A 16915-nucleotide genomic window follows, 5' to 3' on the forward strand; every position below is an offset into this window, starting at 1 on the left:
CGGGCCGACCGCCGAGAAACTGCCTGGCTGCCGAGAAACGGGTGCAGGCCGCCGTGACTCGACGCTCCTCCCGTTTTTCGGTGGTGCTGCTGCGGAACTCAATCCCGGTCGTCGGGGACTCGGCTCGGCTCCTCCAAGGGCACGACCACCTCGGTGTCGGGGGCTTCGTCCTTGAAGACCCAGGTGCGGTAGGCGTAGAAGCGGAAGAGCATAGCCAGGCCGATGCCGATGACGTTCGTGGAGAGGTTGTAGGTCAGCTGATCGCGCATGTCGAGCAGGTACCAGGTGACACCGAGCGGGATGACCGAGATGACCATGCCAGCGAGGTTGACGGCGACGAAGAGGACGATCCCGCGCACGTTCGACGGGGTCTGTCGGTCCCCGTAGGTCCAGAGTTTGTTGCCGATCCACACGACGATCATGGCCAGAATCGTCGAGATGATCTTCGACTTGATCGGACTGCCCTCGAGCAGGGCGGGGATCGGACCGATGCCATAGGCCAGCAGGTTCGACAGCCCCACATCGACGATATAGCCGAACCCGCCGACGGTGAGGAACTTGAAGGCTTCCACCGCGAGGCGTCGAAGGCGGGCCGATGCAGACTCTTTCATGACTGCCCCCAGTCTATGCGGCGAAGTTCTGCACTCTCTGCAAGCCAAGCCGGGCGGCGTGGCCGCACACTCAGGGCCGCACGCGCAGGGCCGCACACGTCTGGCCGTGCCGGAGCGCGTGCGCGGCCCCACTGTCTCACCTGCCGTTTCCTACTTCACGTATTTGGGGAAGTCGGCCGGCGCGCCGGGTTGGGCCGCTGCACTCATGTCGATGCCGTAGTCGCGAGCGAATTTGAGCTCCGTGCCGGTGTAGATGCCCTCTTCACGCTCGTCCAGGGTGAAGACTCGGGCTCCGCGCAGTCGATTCCTGTCTGCTCCTTCGAGACCGTAGGGCGCGAAACCGGTCGCCGGGGAATAGCCGAGCTCGATGCCGTAGTAGCTGCCGGTGTAGCTGTTGATGTGATCGTGGCCGACGTAGAGACCGCGGATGTCCCCGCGATGGAGCATCGCGTTGAACATTCCGGAGTTGAAGGGACCGGGACACTCATCTTCGTTGCGTTCCCCGACGATCGAATGCTTCTTCTTCGCGCGCTCGTGGTCTGCGTCGCTGCGGGAGTCGATGCTCGCGAACCACATCGCCCGGTGCTCGTGAAGCGCGATGTGCTGGAACACCAGCCCGGGCACCGCGGCTCCGCGGCGCTTCTCGAGCTCGCGGGAGGTCTGCGCATACCATTCGACTTGATCGAAGCGCAGCCAGTCCCAGTCCGGGTAGCCTTCGAAGTCCTGGCCGGCGATCTCATCAGGTGCATAGCGACCGGAATCGAGCAGCCAGACGGCGAAGGCGTCCTTCTTTCCCTGCCCCGAGGCGATGGTGATCACCTGGTTCGACGTCCCGGTGACATCGGCACCGCGGGCGTTGAGATTGTGCCGATACTGGCCGATGAAACGGATTATGTCCTGTTCATCGAATCCGGTTTCACCTGTGCTGTCCTCGTCATGGTTGCCGAAGGTCAGCGCCCAGGGGATGCCACGCTCTTCCATCGGCAACACGACGTTGTTGATAGCCTGCTTGACCTCGTGGACACTGCTCGGTCCCCCGTCGATGACGTCGCCGTTGATGACGACGAAGTCCGGCTGCACATCATCGAGTACGGCTTCCTGAAGCTCGATGGTGCGCCGATCGGTGCGATGAGAGTCCTGCGTGTCGTTGAACTGCACGATCGTGAAGCGACCGTATTGCGGGAACTCGAGCTCACCACGCACGATCCCCGCACCTTTCCCCTGCCCATTCCCGTTGCCGCCCCCGGGCTTCGCGACGGCCTCGGCGGCCCCCGTCACGGCCATTCCGGCACCCAGCGCCGAGGCACCCGCGGCCTTGAGCATGCCGCGTCGGTTCCATGCTGCTGGTCCCCGGCGGGCATCGGCCGCCCCTGAACCGCGCCCGATTGCATCTCGATTCATATCGCCGGTGCCGTTGTCTGCCATGTCCAGGGACTCTCCTTGCTCGATTCGATTTCACCGGCGGCCGCCGGTCACGAGACCACAACCTAGGCAGTCGTTATGGCCTCAAGGTGAATTGTCCGTAACCGAAACATGAGGAGGTCGCCGACGTGAAGTGACTGTGCTGTCCGACGGCGTGACTGCGCCGCTTCGCGGTGCGCCCGCGCCGCGCCGCCACATCGCTAGGGCGAGCACCACGGCCACGCTCACCGCCAAGGCCGGCCAGAAGGTGTACCGGAAATGGTTGGCCGGGACGATCGGGAAATACCCGAAGATGTAGCACAGCGCCGAGAAGGCCAATGCCGTGATCTCGGGCCAAAACGTGCGTGGAGGCTCGGCCGATCCGTGGCCGAACACAGATCTTCCGAGCGCAGACTGCGCCGCAGCTGTTCCCCGCGCCGATATCACGGCAGAGCCCCCGTGTGCCCGCTTCCGTGCCCGGCCTGCGAGGCCGAGCAGGATGACGGCGACGAGGGTCCAGAACCAGGGGGTGAAAAGCATCGGGAACGTGCCCAAGGCGAAGTCCTCGACATAGGGTCGGACGATGAAATCGGCCTTGGGGTCCCCCTGCTCGATGCCGGCCCGTGTCGCTGCATAGTGCCACTCGTCGGGCCAGTATTCGACGCCGGAGCTGAAGAAGTAATAGGAGAACACGGCTGCGCGATATTCGGCATAGCGCAGCGGGTGGGTGATCACATGGTCGAGCCACAGTTGCCTGAGCGCATCCTGGTGGGCGATCGGTGAGAAGTCCTCTCCGCTCTCCCCTTTGCCGAAGCAGTTCCAGTACGAATCCCAGATCTCACCCTTCGCCCAGCACTTCTCACGAGCCGTACTGATGTGGTCGGTGAGCTCGGTCGGGGCGTCGGAGGCTTTGAGTTCAGCGTCGGGGACGGAGAACATCACGTCATCGAGGAAGATCTGGGAGATCTGCCCGGTCTTCTCCACACCCACCTGCGAAGCGATCGTCGCGTCGGTGACCTTGACGCCCGCGCCGATGAGGACGAGCACGACCAGCGAGATCACTGCGGTGAGCAAGACCGGACGCTTCTCCGCCCGTCCTCGACGCCTCCGCCACAGACTGCCCAGGCAGTACGCGCCGTAGACGGCGATGGGGACGACGGCGAAGATCGCGTTCTTCCGCACTGCGACTGCATAGACGAGCAGGACCAGCGCCGGCAGCCACACCGGCCAGGCTTTGGGCACGAAGCGGGTGATGGCAATGAGCAGAACAGCCAGCAGCAGCGCCACAGCCATCTGCGTGTCCTTCCACAGGGTCGTCATCTGCGAGATGACCCAGGGCGTGAACATGATGGTCGGCCCCAGCAGCGACACCCACTTCGGCGCACCCGAACGATGGACGAGCACCCCGACCAGCCAGGAGGCGGCAGCCAGCATTCCGACCTGGAGCACGAACAGGCTTCCCGCCTCACCGGTGATCCCTATGAGACCCCGCCACAGCACACCCATCACAGGCGGGTGCCAATCGGTGAAGGGATGCTTCCCGGTGGCCTGCAGGTACTGCTCGACGATGTCGACGTTGGCGCGGCCCGGATAGTACAGCCGAATGAACACCAGGGACCAGGCCAGGGTGAGCAGCGCCAGCAGTACGTCCCACATGAGAGCTGAGGCGCGCGCCGTGCGCCGAGGTGTACGGGAGAGGCCGGCGCCGATACCCCCGGTGGTCAGGAGGAGGCGAGGGGCCCGCTGTTTCGGATCGCTCATGAAGCCAATCGCGTCCGCACCTGCTCGGCGAGCCGATCGTCGCCGTCCCCCGGCAGCCCCGGCGTCCGTCGCTGGCCGACGGCAAACCCGCTGACGGCAGGCAGGCTGAGGTAGACCAAGCGTGAGGTCTCCCGTCTCGCCCGGCGCAGCCCGTCCAAGGTCAGCCCGACACTGCCGAGCAGGAAGGCCAGGCCCATGAGCGCGGTGGCGAGGATCGCGGTGGGGAACCGCGGCACCAGTCCGGTCTGCCAGAACTCCCACACCACGGGCAGACCGAACACGAGCGAGACGGCCGCGAGCAGCACGGTGAGCGTGCCGTAGAACAGACGCGGTCGTTCGTGCCGGACCAGCGCCGAGATGAGCCCGAGGATGCGCAGCCCGTCCTTGACGGTTGAGAGTTTCGACTCGCTTCCGTCGGGTCGGTCCCGGAAGTCGACGGCCACCTCGGTGGTGGGAAGGCGCAGAGACATCGTGTGCACGGTCAGCTCGGTCTCGATCTCGAACCGGCGGCTGATCGCGGGGAACGACTTGACGAAACGCCGGGAGAACACGCGGTAGCCCGAGAGCATATCGGACACCTGCGAACCGAACAGCCATCCGGTGAGTCGGTTGAACATCTTGTTCCCGGCCTCATGTCCGGGCCGGTAGGACGTGGTCTCCTGGTTGTCCTGGCGGACCCCGAGCACGTGGTCGTAGGGCCCGGTGATGAGGGTTTCGATCATCTCGGGCAGGTGGGCCGCCTCGTAGGTGTCGTCGCCGTCGATCATCACATAGATGTCAGCGTCGATGTCGGCGAAGGCCCGCCGGACGACGTTGCCTTTGCCCGGGGTGTTCTCTCGGCGCACGATGGCTCCTGCCGCGGCGGCGTGCTGCGCGGTCCGATCGCTCGAGCAGTTGTCGTAGACGTAGACCGTGATCCCCGGGACGGCGGCTCTGAGGTCGCCGACGACCTTGGCGACGGTGATCTCCTCGTTGCGGCAGGGAACGATCGCCGCTATTCTCACCGGTTCTGCGTGCATCTCCTGCCCCCTTGAGGTGTGGGCGCTCCGGTCGTGGTGTGGTCTCTCGGGTCGAGTCCGGCCCGGTGCGCAGATGAGTCGATTCCACTGGTTTACGCCTCGGACATGGACTGCGGGTTACGGGACGGGAAATAGCAATGCACCCTCCCCTGAGCATGCGCAGAAAGCGTGGATCCGCGTGCCGGCGGGCGCGGCCCGAAGAGTATGCGCTTGGTCACGAACTCCCGGTTATGCGTCCTTTTGTGACATCTTCCTGTGAGCTCTGCGTCGTTCCTTGTCATCCTGAATCGTCGGCCTTACTGGACCGTAGGTCGACCCATCCCCATTTTTCGCTGTCCACCACCGTGCGCGGCGACCCTCAACCACACGAGGAGGCGCCTGTGATCGAACTGCGCGCACTGCGGAAGGTGTTCGGAGACACCGTCGCCCTGGAGGAGATCGACCTCTCGATCCCGGCCGGAGAGATCCACGGCATCGTCGGCCGCTCCGGCGCCGGCAAGTCCACGCTCATCCGTTGCCTGACCGGACTCGACTCCCCCACCTCGGGCACCGTGTCCATCGACGGCGTCGATCTGACGAACCGGTCCGGCGCCGGTCTGCGCGAGGCCCGCCGCAACATCGGCATGGTCTTTCAGCACGTCAACCTCCTCGACTCGCGCACTGCGCTCAAGAACGTCGCCCAGCCGCTCAAGATCGCCGGCGTCGGCAAGGCCGAACGCCTGGCCAAGGCCCGTGAACTCCTCGACTTCGTCGGCCTCGGCGACCGCGCCGACAACTACCCTGCCCAACTCTCCGGAGGACAGAAGCAGCGCGTGGGCATCGCCCGGGCGCTGGCGGCCGAACCGAAGGTGCTGCTGTGCGATGAACCCACCTCGGCGCTGGATTCGTCGACCACGGAGCAGATCCTCACCCTCATCCGCTCCCTGCGCGACCGGCTGGGCATCACCGTCCTCATCATCACCCACGAGATGTCCGTCATCCGCGAGATCTGCGACTCCGTGACGTTGCTGGCCGACGGCAAAGTGGCGAAGACCGGGAAACTCGCCGAGGTGATCGCTGAGCCCGGTTCGGCCCTGGCGAAGGATCTCGTCCCCCTCCCACCGGTCGGCATCGACGATGGAGCCAGCCGCCTCGTCGAGGTGTCCCTGGCCGGCACCGACCTGCCCACCGTGCTCACCGCCGCGCAGAAGGCCGGAGTCAGCGCCGAGGCGATCCTCGCCGGAGCCGTCGAGACGATCGAAAGCCGCCAGATCGGGCGCCTGCGCTTCACGGTGGCTTCGGCCGACCAGTCGACGGGCCTGATCAGCGCGCTGAAAGCCGATGGAATCTACGCGGAGGAGGCTGCCTGATGAATGACCCCATGTGGTTCGACAACCCCGCGATCACGGATCAGATGTGGCCGGCGACCATCGAGACCCTGCTCATGACCGCCTGGTCGACCGGACTCGCCGTCCTCTTCGGGCTGCCCCTGGGCATCTGGCTGTTCACCGCCTCGAAGGGCGGACTGAACTCGAACCAGTTCGTCTACCGGGTGCTGTCCTTCATCGTCGACGTCACCCGCTCGATCCCTTTCATCATCCTCATCATCGCGCTCATCCCCTTCGCCCGCTTCGTCGTCGGTTCGGCACTGGGGTGGCAGGCGACCGTCGTGTCACTGACCATCGGTGCGATCCCCTTCTATGCCCGGCTCGTCGAGAACTCGCTGCGTGAGGTCTCGGAAGGAAAGGTCGAGGCGGCACTGATGATGGGCGCCTCGAACCGGCAGGTGGTCCGTCAGGTCTACGTCCCCGAGGCGAAACCCGGTCTCATCGGAGCCGCCACGGTCACCTCGGTGACTCTGGTGTCCTACACCGCCATGGCCGGTGCCGTAGGCGGCGGCGGACTCGGTGCGCTCGCGATCTCCTACGGCTACAACCGCTACCAGGGAGACACGATGATCGCCTGCATCATCGTCCTCGTCCTCATCGTCACGCTCATCCAAGTCATCGGCGATCGTCTGGCCCGTGCGGTCGACCACCGCTGAGCCGCCTCGGCGCGGGATGTCTCCCACAGCAGACCGCGGCCTCCCCTGAACCACTGACTTCAACCCACACCACACATCAAGGAGAATCATGAAGACCAAGCTCATCGCGATCGCAGCGAGTGCGACCCTGCTGCTCTCGGGCTGCGGCCTCGTCGGCGGCGGCACCGATTCCGTCGGGGAGAAGGACGGCGACCTCACGAAACTCACGGTCGGTGCCACACCGGTCCCGCAGGGCGATATCCTCAAGTTCGTCGACGAGAACCTCGCCGAGGATGCCGGCCTCGACATCGAGGTCACCGAGTACACGGACTACACGCTGCCGAACAAGGCCCTGTCCGACGGCGACATCGACGCGAACTACTTCCAGCACAAGCCCTACCTCGATTCCGAGGTCGAGGGCCAGGGCTACGAACTCACCGGCTTCGAACCCATCAACCTCGAGCCCTTCGCCCTGTTCTCGAAGGACATCAAGGACGTCAAGGACATTCCGAAGAACGCGAAGATCGGCATCAACAACGACCCGTCCAACCAGGGCCGGGCGCTGAAGATGCTCGAGGACGCGAAGCTCATCACCATCAAGGACGGAGTCGACGCGATCGACGCGAAGCTCTCCGACGTCGAGGACAACCCGAAGAACGTGAAGTTCGTCGAGGCCGATGCCGCTCAGCTGGCCCGCACCCTCGAAGACGTCGATGCCTCGGTCATCAACGGCAACAACGCCCTCGAGGCGGGACTGAGCCCGGCCAAGGACGGAATCCTGCTCGAGGAGGCCGAGGACAACCCCTACGGCAACTTCCTCGCCGTGCGCACCGAGAACAAGGACGACGAGAACATCAAGAAGCTCGACGAGCTCCTCCACTCCCCCGAGGTGAAGAAGTTCATCGAGAAGAACTGGTCCGACGGCTCCGTCCTCCCCAGCTTCTGACCCCAATTGCTACGTGACGGCGGCCCAGCAACCTCGCGCGAGGTTGCTGGGCCGCCGTCAGGTAGTAAGGGGAGGGGGTGAGGGGTCCTTATACTCGTCACTATGCCTCAGCACTCCCCCGTCACCGTGTCGATTACTCGCACCGTCGATCCCGACAACCACCGCCGGTTCAACGCCTGGGTGCAGGCGGGCCAGGAGCTGGCTCGGGAACGCGAAGGCTATCTGGGATCCGGATGGGTGCGCACCTCCCCGGACTCGCACGAATGGCATCTGCTCTACCGGTTCGCCGATGAGAAGTCACTGCGCGCCTGGGACGAGTCCGAGGACCGCCGCTGGTGGATCGAAAGCGCGGCAGAACTCGTCGAGATCACCCGAGTCGAGCATCGCACCGGCATCGAAGGATGGTTCGAACCGCAGGGCGAGGAGACGATCACGATCCCGGAGACGGTCGTGCCGCCGCGCTGGAAGCAGGCCGTGAGCATCTTCCTGCCGTTCTTCCCGCTCAGCCTGCTCTCAACATTCCTCCTACTGCCCCACCTGCAGAGCTGGCCGACGGTTCTGGCCGTGCTGCTCAACATCTGCATCCTCACACCGCTGATGACCTACATCTTCCTGCCGATGAGCACGCGGCTGCTGCGACCTTGGCTGCAGCGCCCGCGCCGCAGGTAGCCGCCTCGACAACGTTCGCCGAGGCGGCCCCACACCACACGGCCGCGGCCCCTACCGTCCGCCGAAGCCCTCAGAACAGTCCGGTGATGTTCCCGTCCTCGTTGACGTCGATCGTCAGCGCCGAGGGCTTTCGCGGCAGTCCGGGCATCGTCATGATGTCTCCGGCGATGACGACGACGAACCCGGCGCCGGCCGACAGCCGCACGTCCTTGACCTCGATGATGTGACCGGTCGGGGCCCCGCGCAGGCTGCCGTCCGTGCTCAGCGAGTACTGGGTCTTCGCGATGCAGATCGGTGCCTCGCCGTACCCTTCGTCGGTGAACTGCTTGAGCTTGCGTTTGACCTTGGGCGGCAGGTCGACATCGGCTGCCTGGTAGATCCGCTGCGCGATGGTCCGGATCTTCTCTTCGAGAGGCTGGTCGAGGTCGTAGCTGAACCGTGCCCGGGAGGCAGGATCGACCGCGGGCGCTTCGGCATCCCCGGAGTCCGTTCCCGCGACGAAGACCGAACCGTCATCGACTGCCGGACCGGCATCACCGGCACCCGCCCCGGCAGCAGCCTCGACGACGGCTTCGGCGAGCGCCAGCGCACCCTTGCCGCCATCGGCCCAATGCGTCGATTCGACCGCGGCCACCCCGAGCTCGCGCAGGTGCGCGATCGCCGCGGTCATCTCCTCGTCGGTGTCCGTGGGGAACCGGTTGAAGCACACGACCGGGGTCAGTCCGTAGATCTCGCGCAGGTTCCTGCAGTGCAGTTCGAGGTTGCTCATCCCGCCGAGGACCGCGTCGACGTCGGTGTCGTTGACGTCCTTTACGTCGACACCGCCGTGGTACTTCAGTGCCCGCAGCGTCGCGACGACGACCACGGCCGAGGGCCAGATGCCCGCGGTCCGACACTTGATGTCGAGGAACTTCTCGGCCCCGAGGTCGGCACCGAATCCGGCCTCCGTGACGACCCAGTCGCCGAGAGTCAGGCCCGCCTTCGTCGCGAGCAGGCTGTTGCAGCCGTGAGCGATGTTCGCGAAAGGTCCGCCGTGGATGAACGCCGGTGAGTGCTCGAGAGACTGGACCAGATTCGGTGCCAGGGCGTTGCGCAGCAGCGCGGTCATCGCCCCGGCCGCGCCGATGTCGGCCACGGTGATGGGTTCGCGGGCGCGACTGTGGGCGAGCACGATGCGCCCGAGGCGCTCCTTGAGGTCCGTCAACGAGGTGGACAGGCAGAATACGGCCATGACCTCGCTGGCGACGACGATGTCGAAGGCGTCCTCGCGGGGAACGCCTCCGTTGATGCCGCCGAGGCCGACGACGACTCCGCGCAGCGCCCGGTCGTTGAGATCGACAACGCGACGGATGTGGATGCGCCGCGGATCAACATCGAGGTCATTGCCGAAGTGGATGTGATTGTCCAGCATGGTCGCTGCGAGGTTGTTCGCTGCGGCGATGGCCGCGAAGTCGCCGGTGAAATGGAGGTTGATGTCCTCCATCGGCACGACCTGAGCATACCCACCGCCGGCCGCTCCGCCCTTCATTCCGAAGACCGGGCCCATGCTCGGTTCGCGCAGCGCGAGCACGGCCTTGCCGACCTCAGGTCGGCTGCGGGCGAGTTCGTTGAGGCCGTCGGCCAAGCCGATGCTCGTCGTGGTCTTTCCTTCACCGGCTGGGGTCGGGCTCATGGCAGTGACAAGGATGAGCCTGCCGTCCGAGGCGTCCGCTGCTGCGGCGTCGAGGACGTCGATCGGCACCTTCGCCTTCGTCCAGCCGTAGGGAATGATGTCCTTCATGTCGAGGCCGAGCCCAGCGGCGACGTCGACGATGGGATCGAGCTCGGCGCTGAGCGCAATATCCATATCTGTGGTCATAAGGCCATCATGCCGCTTTTCCGAGATTTTGTGACCATCACCGACCCGAGAATTCGCGCAATGTGCACTGAGTTCCGCCCACCGCAACAATCCCTCGCCGAGGCGGCCGTCCGTTACACCCCTCCCTGCTCATCCTGCATACTCCGAGCATTCCGGACACCGTGTCATGAGATCGTGCCGGCAACCGCGGACGTGGAGGAGGAACTTCTCCGCTGAGTCCAGTGAGGTCCGCTGCGCACGAATCGCCGACAGCCGAGCTGCGATCACCTCCGCACGTCCCGCTTCACCGCGGTGCAGAATCGCCCGGATCTCGGCGAGGCTCATGCCCACGCTCTGACACGACAGCACGATCCGGCACCGGCTCAGGTGTTCGGCCGAATAGTCACGGTGCCCGCTCGTGGTCCGGTCAGGCACGACGACACGTTCGTCTTCCCAGTGTCTGAGCACATGCGCGGCCATTCCCAAATGCGCGGCCGCATCCCCGATCTTCATGACTCCATGATGACACCTTGACTTCAGGTTGACCTGAAGTTCTACTGTCTCTTCATGAGCAACCCGGAAATCCGCACCATCACCGACCGCATCACCTTGAGCGACGGTAGTGAGGTCGCCACCACAACCGTCGAACCGGCAATCGACGGGGGCCAGGACGGTCAACGCAAGGGCCGCTTCGGCGAGGTCATCATCTGCCACGGAACCCCATGGTCAGCCGGGATGTGGCTGCCTCTCGCCCGCAAGCTCGCCCGGCATGGTCGCGTCCGCCTGTGGGACATGCCCGGCTACGGCGAGTCGATTCCCGATCTTTCGGATACGTCGGCACAGCCGACGGACAATCCCATCGCCGAGGCGGCCCACGCCGTTGATCTCATCACGCAACGACGCCGCCTGGCCGAGCTCATCGACCACTGGGAAGTATCGATTCCCCACGTCATCGCCCATGACATCGGCGGCGCTGTGGCGCTCGGTGCGCACCTGCTTGAGGAATGCGATTTCGCGTCGCTGTATCTGCTCGACATCGTCACTCTCGACCCGTGGGGTTCTCCCTTCTTCCGCCTCGTTGCTGAGAACGAAGGGGTCTTCGCAGCCCTCCCTCCCCGACTCCACCGTGCACTGGTCCGCGAGTACATCGCGGGGGCGGCGGCCACGCCTGCCGATGAGTCTCAGTCGAGCGAAGACCAATTGAGTCTCAGCGAGGAATGGATCGGTGCACTCGCCGCACCATGGTGTACCGACGCCGGTCAGGCAGCTTTCTACCGGCAGGTCGCCGCGCTGCGTCCCGAGCACACGGCGCCCATCGTCGACCGCCTCGGCGAGGTGCGCTGTCCGGTCCGCATCGGGTGGGGTGAGGACGACCCGTGGATTCCAGTCGAACAGGCGAATCAGCTGGCCCGCCTATTGCCGGACTCCTCCAGCACGCATTTCCCTGGTGTCGGACACCTAGTGCCTGTCGAAGCGCCCTCAGCCACGGCGGCAGAGCTCAGCGCCTGGCTTGACGCCCAACCTGCCGCCGGCTGCTCCCGCACTGCGATAAACTGACCGGTGAGACGCTGACCTCTGCGTCGTCGACGACAGGTTCGTCGCAGAATCGGCGTCTGCCCCCAAGCAATCCGACCACCCGCACGGAGCCGGCCACAGTGTTCACACACATCTTTCTCAACGGAACTGTCGGCGTCGGAAAATCGACGACAGCGGACGAGATCGCCGTCATTCTGGCTGAGGCCGGAGTGCCGCACGCTGTGATCGATCTCGATGGCCTGCGCCGCAGTTGGCCCTGCAACGATCGCGACCCCTTCAACCACGAGATCGAAATGCAGAATCTGTCAGCTGTCGCGTCCAACTATCGGGCAGCCGGAGCCGAAGTGCTCGTGCTCGCAGGCGTGCTCGAGGACAGAGATGAGATCCCCAGGTACCGAGCTGCCTGCGGTGGTGGCCCCATGGCCGTCTGCCGGATCACCGCTGATGAAGCCGCTGGAGAAGCACGACTGCGTGGACGCCACCACGCTTCGGATGACGAATTGAAATGGCACCTGGCGCGGTTCAAAGAGCTTTCGTCGATCATCGACGAGGCCGGCGCCTTCGACGCGGTCTTCGACTCTACCCAGAGGAAGGTGCGAGACGTCGCAGTCGATGTCATCGGGTACTCGAATCCAGACCTGCTGGAGCGTCTTGACGCACCGGAGGACTAGTCGAGGTCTGTGCGCTGCGACTCCCGGCGCGTGTGTTGCGTCTCCGATGAGCGCCGTCCGTCCACGTGAGAAGGATCGGAACGGGGCGGCGCGGTCGAAGAGCCCGCCCGGAACCGTTCGGGAACATCTCCGGCCCCCGTGGCAAGGTCGGCGGCAAATTCGCCGAGCAGCGGCGCGAATTTCGCCCCGTGCCCTGAACAGGCCGAGACGACGACGAGTCCGTCGACCTCGTCGATGACGAAGTCCTCGTTCGGTGTGTTCGTGAATAGGCACGTGGTCTCTGCGTACGGTTCCGGAATGAGTCCCGGCAGGTTCCGCTTCGCATAGTCGATCATCCGGGTCCGCATCTCCTCGGTGATCTGTCCGTCCTGGTCAAGCGCCGAACCGATCACCTTCCCACCGTTGAACTGTGCGAACTTCTGCCCCGCGAAACCGGCATCCCGCCCGCCGGGCAGCCCGTAGGTGAACATCTCACCGGATTTGTGGATGAACGTCGGCCAGGGTGTGCTCGGCCGTCCGTCCGCACCGGCATCGCGGTAGGGCATGTGGAAGGCCTGCTCCTGCCGCACTTCGAATGTCGGCAGCGCACCAAGGAACGTTTGCGGAAGACCAAGATCGGCGAGGAGGTCGGGCAGCCACCCGCCCGCTGCGACGATGACGCGGTCACCGTCGACGGATTCCCCCATCGCCGAGGTGACACGGAAGTCGCCCGCGGATCCTCGAGCCACCTCGGTGACCGTCCAATCCGTGAGGATCCGCGCCCGTCCGGTGTCCACCGCACGGTCGAGCATGGTTGTCACCGTGGTCTCGGCGTCGATGACCCCGGCGTCAGGGTGCCACAGAACCTCGGTGTCGAAGACGAACTGCGGCCACCGTTCGGTGGCACGTGCCGGTTCGAGGACCTCGTGCTCGACTCCGACCTCCTCGAAGATCGCGGCAAGCAGTTCCGTGTGCCGGGCGTCGCCGAAGTCGACGGCACCGGTGCGAGTGATCAGCTCGGTCCCCGATTTCGCCTCGAGGTCGTCCCACAGTTCGCGGGCGCGCACAACGAGTTCGGTGTACAGGCGATCCGGATAGGCGTACCGGAAGATGCGGGCCGAACCGTGGGAGCTGCCACGGTCGTTGGCCGGAGTGTGGCGTTCGAGCACGGTGACGTCTTCGCCGCGCGCGGTCAGGGAATACGCGGCTGCGGCACCGGCCAACCCTGCTCCGATGACGATGTGGTGGGGCATGACAGTTCTCCAGTTGAGTGGGTGAAAGCGGCCGGTCTCCTATTCTTCCGCTTACTGCAGTTGGAGGTCGGTCACGCAGGTGGGTCCGTCGCTCTTCGTCGAGAATTCGGTCGCACCGGTCTTGCCTTCGGCGGTGACCTCGATGGTGCCGCTGATGTCGGACGGCACCCAGAAACCGACGAATCCGTTGTCGAAGGTCGTCGTCGACTCGTCGACCAGCGCTTCTCCAGTCTCAGAATCGGTGATCACCACGTCCACGTCCTCTCCGCTCATCTCGCCGAGGCAGGTGGTGAGGCTGTGGTAGAAGCAGTCGTGCGTCTCATCGACGAACGGGGCGATGGACACGTAGCTCTTGCCCTGCGGCAGGGCCATCGTCGCTTCCTGCTCACCGTCGGTGAGAACGAGTTCGTCGGGCTGCACCGAAGCCATGAGGTCGGTGGGCCTCTCGTCGACAGGCAGGCGATCGAGGTGATCGACGATCCCCGTGACGTCGTCTGCGGCCAGATTGAGATCCGCAAGCAGCTCTTCGGCGGAACCCGGCCGCGCTGTCGCAGACTGGCCGGAATCCGTCGACGCACCTCCCTCGGCCTGAGGAGCGGAACAGCCGGTCAGGACCAGAGAGAGCGCGGCCGCCCCCAACACGAATCGCTTCATCTTCTTCTATCTCCCCATGTCACTACGGGTGCAGAGCACCTATGCCATCGTGGCAAGCATACCCTTCCGGGGTATACGGTGGTAACGACGGGTCGATCGGATGGGACGGCCTGAAAGCCCCTCATCCTCGGCCGTGCGAACCAGACTCGACAGTCTCACAGAATCAGGAGACCACCTTTGAAGAAGCTCACACCGACCGTCCGCTTCACAGCAGTCGCCGCAGCGATCGGGCTGGCGCTGGCAGGCTGCTCGACCGGCAGCGACGACGCCCGGGAATCCGGCGGCGGAGACTCTCACAGCAGTCACGAGTCCACCTCGAACGAAACCAATGGCTCCGATCACGAAGACATGAACAGCAGCGGATCCGAACACGAATCGGGCAGTCACGAAGGACACGCTTCCGATGGCGGTGGGCCACCGACGGGAATCACGAAGGCTGCCGACCCGAAATTCGACCTCGGCGACACAGTCACTCTTTCCGCAGATCACATGTCGGGCATGAAGGGAGCTGAGGCAACCGTCTCCGGCGCCTTCGACACGACGACCTACTCGATCAGCTACACACCGACCGACGGCGGAGATCCGGTCAAGGATCACAAGTGGGTCGTCCACGAAGAGCTTGAGGACCCGGGCAAGACGCCGCTGAAGAAGGGCGCGAAGATCACCGTCAATGCCGACCATATGCCCGGCATGAAGGGCGCCGAGGCGACGATCGACTCAGCGACGAACGAGACCGTCTACATGGTCGATATCACGACCGATGAGATGGAGATGACGAACCACAAATGGGTCGTCGAAAGCGAGATGAAACCCGCGCAGTGACCGCCGAGGTCTACTCCTGATCAGCTCTGCTTCTGCTCGGGCAGCATCCCGGCGGCTTCGACCGCGCTGCGGACGATCTCCTCGAGACCGAATTCGGCTTTCCAGCTCAGCAGCGCCGAGATCCGGGAGACGTCGGCGACCAGGGCCGGCGGGTCACCGGCACGACGCTCGCCCATCTCGGGGACGATGTCACGGTCGGTCACCTCGGCGACGGTGTCGATGACCTCCTTCACCGAGGCCCCTGTTCCGGTGCCGACGTTGAACACGGTCTCCGTGGTGCCGCCGGCCTTCATGTAGTCCAGTGCCGCGATGTGTGCTTCGGCGAGGTCCTTGACGTGGACGTAGTCGCGGATGCAGGTGCCGTCGGGGGTGTCGTAGTCATCGCCGAAGATGATCGGAGCCTTGCCGTCGGCCAGACGGCCGAGCACGATCGGGATGAGGTTCATGACCGCGGTGTCGGCGAGCTCAGCCCAACCGGCCCCTGCGACGTTGAAGTAGCGGAGTTTGACGGCATTGAACGTCTGCCCGCGCATCTGCGAAGCGGTGATCTGGTTGTCGATCATCCATTCGCCGATGAGCTTCGTCTGCCCGTAGGGGTTGATCGGCCTGCAGTCGAGGTCTTCACCGACCATGTCGACGTCGGGCATGCCGTAGGTCGCGGCCGAGGAGGAGAAGACGAGCGACTCGATGCCGGTGGCTTCGACGGCGGCGAGGATATTCGTCAGTGCACCGATGTTCTGCCGGTAGTACATGACCGGCTCTTCAACGGATTCCCCGACCTGCTTCTTGGCGGCGAAGTGGATGACGGAATCCACCTGGTGTTCTCTGATCGCCGCGACGAGGCGGTCCTCGGCATCGGGGGCAGCGAGGTCGAGGTCGACGACGGGCAGACCGTCGACCCGGGCTGCGAGTCCGGTGGAGAAGTCGTCGACGACGAGGACGTCGTCACCGCGTTCGGTGAGCAAACGCACCACATGCGAACCGATATATCCTGCTCCGCCGGTGACCAGAACTGCCATGGGCCGATCTCTCCTTCTCACTGTCTTCAGGGCCGGTTCCAGCCGTGTCGGGCGACTGCGGCGATGGGCCCTCTCGATCGCCGAGGCTGCACCGCAGACACGGGTCGAGACGTCCGTACCAGAATACGCGGTTCTCAGGCGGTGGCCGGACTCGGCACTGGGAGCTCGGTGGAGAAACGCTCGAAATTCGCCGTCGTACTGGCCAACACCGCGGAGCACTGCAATGGTAGGAGCTGTGTGATCCGGAATCTCGACCCTCAGACTAGGTTGGCGATATGAATCTTCTCCTCATCTCTGATCCTGGGCCCCCGACCCGACGAGCGAATTCGATCAAGGACGACCTTGAGGGGATTCTTCAGCAGGAGTTCGACGGGGAGGCCACTCTCGATCTGTGCGCTGAGACGCTTCGAGTCCAATCGAATCACCAATTGGAGTTGTCGACCCTCGATGCGATCGTCGACTCCTACCCGCAGGCTGACGTCGTCATCATGCTCACCGACATCCCCCGACACCCCCAGGGCAAGCCGCTCATCGCCGAGGTGCTGCCCGATCGAAAGATCGCCGTCATCTCGTGCCCCACACTGGGGGCTCTGACGACGAAACGTCGCCTGCTCAAGATCCTCACCAGCTGCGTCAACCAGCTCGTGCCCGATGGACACCCGATCGCGAAGAAGCACCGACTGCCCCGCTGAGGTCAGTGGTCGAGCAAGGCCGACTCGGGTCGACGCACCCTGC

Annotated in this window: 17 protein-coding genes; 8 read left to right on the forward strand and 9 right to left on the reverse strand. The window is 64.7% G+C overall.

Translation table 11 applies throughout. From position 1 onward, the window contains the following. Nucleotides 1-98: 98 nt before the first annotated feature. The 4 genes from EB836_RS11160 to EB836_RS11175 all read right to left on the reverse strand — a co-directional run bounded on the left by EB836_RS11160 (nucleotide 99) and on the right by EB836_RS11175 (nucleotide 4792). Entirely contained in the window at nucleotides 99-611 is a 513-nt protein-coding gene (locus tag EB836_RS11160) for a GtrA family protein (RefSeq protein WP_135540363.1), read from the reverse strand. A 150-nt stretch (nucleotides 612-761) separates the two neighbouring features. Continuing rightward, nucleotides 762-2036 carry a metallophosphoesterase family protein gene (locus EB836_RS11165; RefSeq protein ID WP_240689879.1) on the reverse strand — a complete coding sequence of 425 codons (1275 nt, stop codon included), beginning with the start codon at nucleotides 2034-2036 and terminating at the stop codon, nucleotides 762-764. Nucleotides 2037-2117: 81 nt separating this feature from the next. Beyond that, nucleotides 2118-3773, reverse strand: a complete 1656-nt coding sequence (locus EB836_RS11170) for a hypothetical protein (RefSeq protein ID WP_135540364.1) — start codon at nucleotides 3771-3773, stop codon at nucleotides 2118-2120. Beyond that, entirely contained in the window at nucleotides 3770-4792 is a 1023-nt protein-coding gene (locus EB836_RS11175; RefSeq protein WP_135540366.1) for a glycosyltransferase, read from the reverse strand. The genes EB836_RS11170 and EB836_RS11175 overlap by 4 nt, the downstream gene beginning before the upstream one ends. A gap of 380 nt (nucleotides 4793-5172) precedes the next feature. Here EB836_RS11175 and EB836_RS11180 point away from each other — a divergent pair, with 380 nt between their 5' ends. The 4 genes from EB836_RS11180 (at nucleotide 5173) to EB836_RS11195 (ending at nucleotide 8409) form a co-directional block, all read left to right on the forward strand. Then, nucleotides 5173-6141 carry a methionine ABC transporter ATP-binding protein gene (locus EB836_RS11180; protein ID WP_135540368.1) on the forward strand — a complete coding sequence of 323 codons (969 nt, stop codon included), beginning with the start codon at nucleotides 5173-5175 and terminating at the stop codon, nucleotides 6139-6141. Next, complete coding sequence (locus tag EB836_RS11185) at nucleotides 6141-6815, forward strand: methionine ABC transporter permease (protein ID WP_135540370.1); 675 nt, start codon at nucleotides 6141-6143, stop codon at nucleotides 6813-6815. Before EB836_RS11180 ends, EB836_RS11185 begins: the two co-directional genes overlap by 1 nt. 88 nt (nucleotides 6816-6903) lie before the next feature. Next, nucleotides 6904-7740 carry a MetQ/NlpA family ABC transporter substrate-binding protein gene (locus EB836_RS11190; RefSeq protein WP_135540372.1) on the forward strand — a complete coding sequence of 279 codons (837 nt, stop codon included), beginning with the start codon at nucleotides 6904-6906 and terminating at the stop codon, nucleotides 7738-7740. A 102-nt stretch (nucleotides 7741-7842) separates the two neighbouring features. Beyond that, on the forward strand, nucleotides 7843-8409 hold the full coding sequence (locus EB836_RS11195; RefSeq protein ID WP_135540374.1) for an antibiotic biosynthesis monooxygenase: 567 nt from the start codon (nucleotides 7843-7845) through the stop codon (nucleotides 8407-8409). Between the two features lie 70 nt (nucleotides 8410-8479). Here EB836_RS11195 and EB836_RS11200 read toward each other — a convergent pair whose 3' ends face one another. Next, the gene (locus tag EB836_RS11200) at nucleotides 8480-10267 is read right to left on the reverse strand and encodes a formate--tetrahydrofolate ligase (RefSeq protein ID WP_135540376.1); all 1788 of its coding nucleotides are present in this window, start codon (nucleotides 10265-10267) and stop codon (nucleotides 8480-8482) included. A 129-nt stretch (nucleotides 10268-10396) separates the two neighbouring features. Then, nucleotides 10397-10759, reverse strand: coding sequence for a MerR family transcriptional regulator (locus tag EB836_RS11205; protein WP_135540378.1), 363 nt, complete (start codon nucleotides 10757-10759; stop codon nucleotides 10397-10399). A 54-nt stretch (nucleotides 10760-10813) separates the two neighbouring features. Here EB836_RS11205 and EB836_RS11210 point away from each other — a divergent pair, with 54 nt between their 5' ends. After that, the gene (locus tag EB836_RS11210) at nucleotides 10814-11803 is read left to right on the forward strand and encodes an alpha/beta hydrolase (protein ID WP_135540380.1); all 990 of its coding nucleotides are present in this window, start codon (nucleotides 10814-10816) and stop codon (nucleotides 11801-11803) included. 98 nt (nucleotides 11804-11901) lie between these two features. Next, a complete protein-coding gene (locus EB836_RS11215; protein ID WP_135540382.1) occupies nucleotides 11902-12453 on the forward strand; it encodes a hypothetical protein in 552 nt (183 codons plus the stop codon). Here EB836_RS11215 and EB836_RS11220 read toward each other — a convergent pair. Together EB836_RS11220 and EB836_RS11225 are read right to left on the reverse strand one after the other, a co-directional pair. Next, on the reverse strand, nucleotides 12450-13685 hold the full coding sequence (locus EB836_RS11220) for an FAD-dependent oxidoreductase (RefSeq protein WP_135540384.1): 1236 nt from the start codon (nucleotides 13683-13685) through the stop codon (nucleotides 12450-12452). The genes EB836_RS11215 and EB836_RS11220 overlap by 4 nt on opposite strands. 51 nt (nucleotides 13686-13736) lie before the next feature. After that, nucleotides 13737-14339 (reverse strand): CueP family metal-binding protein, encoded by a 603-nt coding sequence (locus EB836_RS11225; protein ID WP_135540385.1) that lies wholly within the window; start codon nucleotides 14337-14339, stop codon nucleotides 13737-13739. Nucleotides 14340-14516: 177 nt separating this feature from the next. On the opposite strand from EB836_RS11225, the gene EB836_RS11230 reads away from it, so the two are divergent. After that, nucleotides 14517-15161 (forward strand): YdhK family protein, encoded by a 645-nt coding sequence (locus tag EB836_RS11230; RefSeq protein WP_135540387.1) that lies wholly within the window; start codon nucleotides 14517-14519, stop codon nucleotides 15159-15161. Nucleotides 15162-15181: 20 nt separating this feature from the next. On the opposite strand, the gene galE is transcribed toward EB836_RS11230, so the two are convergent. After that, complete coding sequence (gene galE, locus EB836_RS11235) at nucleotides 15182-16180, reverse strand: UDP-glucose 4-epimerase GalE (protein ID WP_135540389.1); 999 nt, start codon at nucleotides 16178-16180, stop codon at nucleotides 15182-15184. 275 nt (nucleotides 16181-16455) lie between these two features. On the opposite strand from galE, the gene EB836_RS18480 reads away from it, so the two are divergent. Continuing rightward, nucleotides 16456-16872, forward strand: a complete 417-nt coding sequence (locus EB836_RS18480) for a hypothetical protein (RefSeq protein WP_240689881.1) — start codon at nucleotides 16456-16458, stop codon at nucleotides 16870-16872. Nucleotides 16873-16915: the final 43 nt, after the last annotated feature.

It is taken from the genome of Brevibacterium sp. S111 (assembly GCF_004745075.1).
Classification (GTDB): Bacteria; Actinomycetota; Actinomycetes; order Actinomycetales; family Brevibacteriaceae; genus Brevibacterium.

Excerpts from the sequence above, each read along its gene's own strand:
- EB836_RS11160 (WP_135540363.1), bottom strand. The coding sequence starts at position 611 with ATGAAAGAGTCTGCATCGGCCCGCCTTCGACGCCTCGCGGTGGAAGCC.
- EB836_RS11165 (WP_240689879.1), bottom strand. The coding sequence starts at position 2,036 with ATGGCAGACAACGGCACCGGCGATATGAATCGAGATGCAATCGGGCGC.
- EB836_RS11170 (WP_135540364.1), bottom strand. The coding sequence starts at position 3,773 with ATGAGCGATCCGAAACAGCGGGCCCCTCGCCTCCTCCTGACCACCGGG.
- EB836_RS11175 (WP_135540366.1), bottom strand. The coding sequence starts at position 4,792 with ATGCACGCAGAACCGGTGAGAATAGCGGCGATCGTTCCCTGCCGCAAC.
- EB836_RS11185 (WP_135540370.1), top strand. The coding sequence starts at position 6,141 with ATGAATGACCCCATGTGGTTCGACAACCCCGCGATCACGGATCAGATG.
- EB836_RS11190 (WP_135540372.1), top strand. The coding sequence starts at position 6,904 with ATGAAGACCAAGCTCATCGCGATCGCAGCGAGTGCGACCCTGCTGCTC.
- EB836_RS11195 (WP_135540374.1), top strand. The coding sequence starts at position 7,843 with ATGCCTCAGCACTCCCCCGTCACCGTGTCGATTACTCGCACCGTCGAT.
- EB836_RS11200 (WP_135540376.1), bottom strand. The coding sequence starts at position 10,267 with ATGACCACAGATATGGATATTGCGCTCAGCGCCGAGCTCGATCCCATC.
- EB836_RS11205 (WP_135540378.1), bottom strand. The coding sequence starts at position 10,759 with ATGAAGATCGGGGATGCGGCCGCGCATTTGGGAATGGCCGCGCATGTG.
- EB836_RS11210 (WP_135540380.1), top strand. The coding sequence starts at position 10,814 with ATGAGCAACCCGGAAATCCGCACCATCACCGACCGCATCACCTTGAGC.
- EB836_RS11220 (WP_135540384.1), bottom strand. The coding sequence starts at position 13,685 with ATGCCCCACCACATCGTCATCGGAGCAGGGTTGGCCGGTGCCGCAGCC.
- EB836_RS11225 (WP_135540385.1), bottom strand. The coding sequence starts at position 14,339 with ATGAAGCGATTCGTGTTGGGGGCGGCCGCGCTCTCTCTGGTCCTGACC.
- galE (WP_135540389.1), bottom strand. The coding sequence starts at position 16,180 with ATGGCAGTTCTGGTCACCGGCGGAGCAGGATATATCGGTTCGCATGTG.
- EB836_RS18480 (WP_240689881.1), top strand. The coding sequence starts at position 16,456 with ATGAATCTTCTCCTCATCTCTGATCCTGGGCCCCCGACCCGACGAGCG.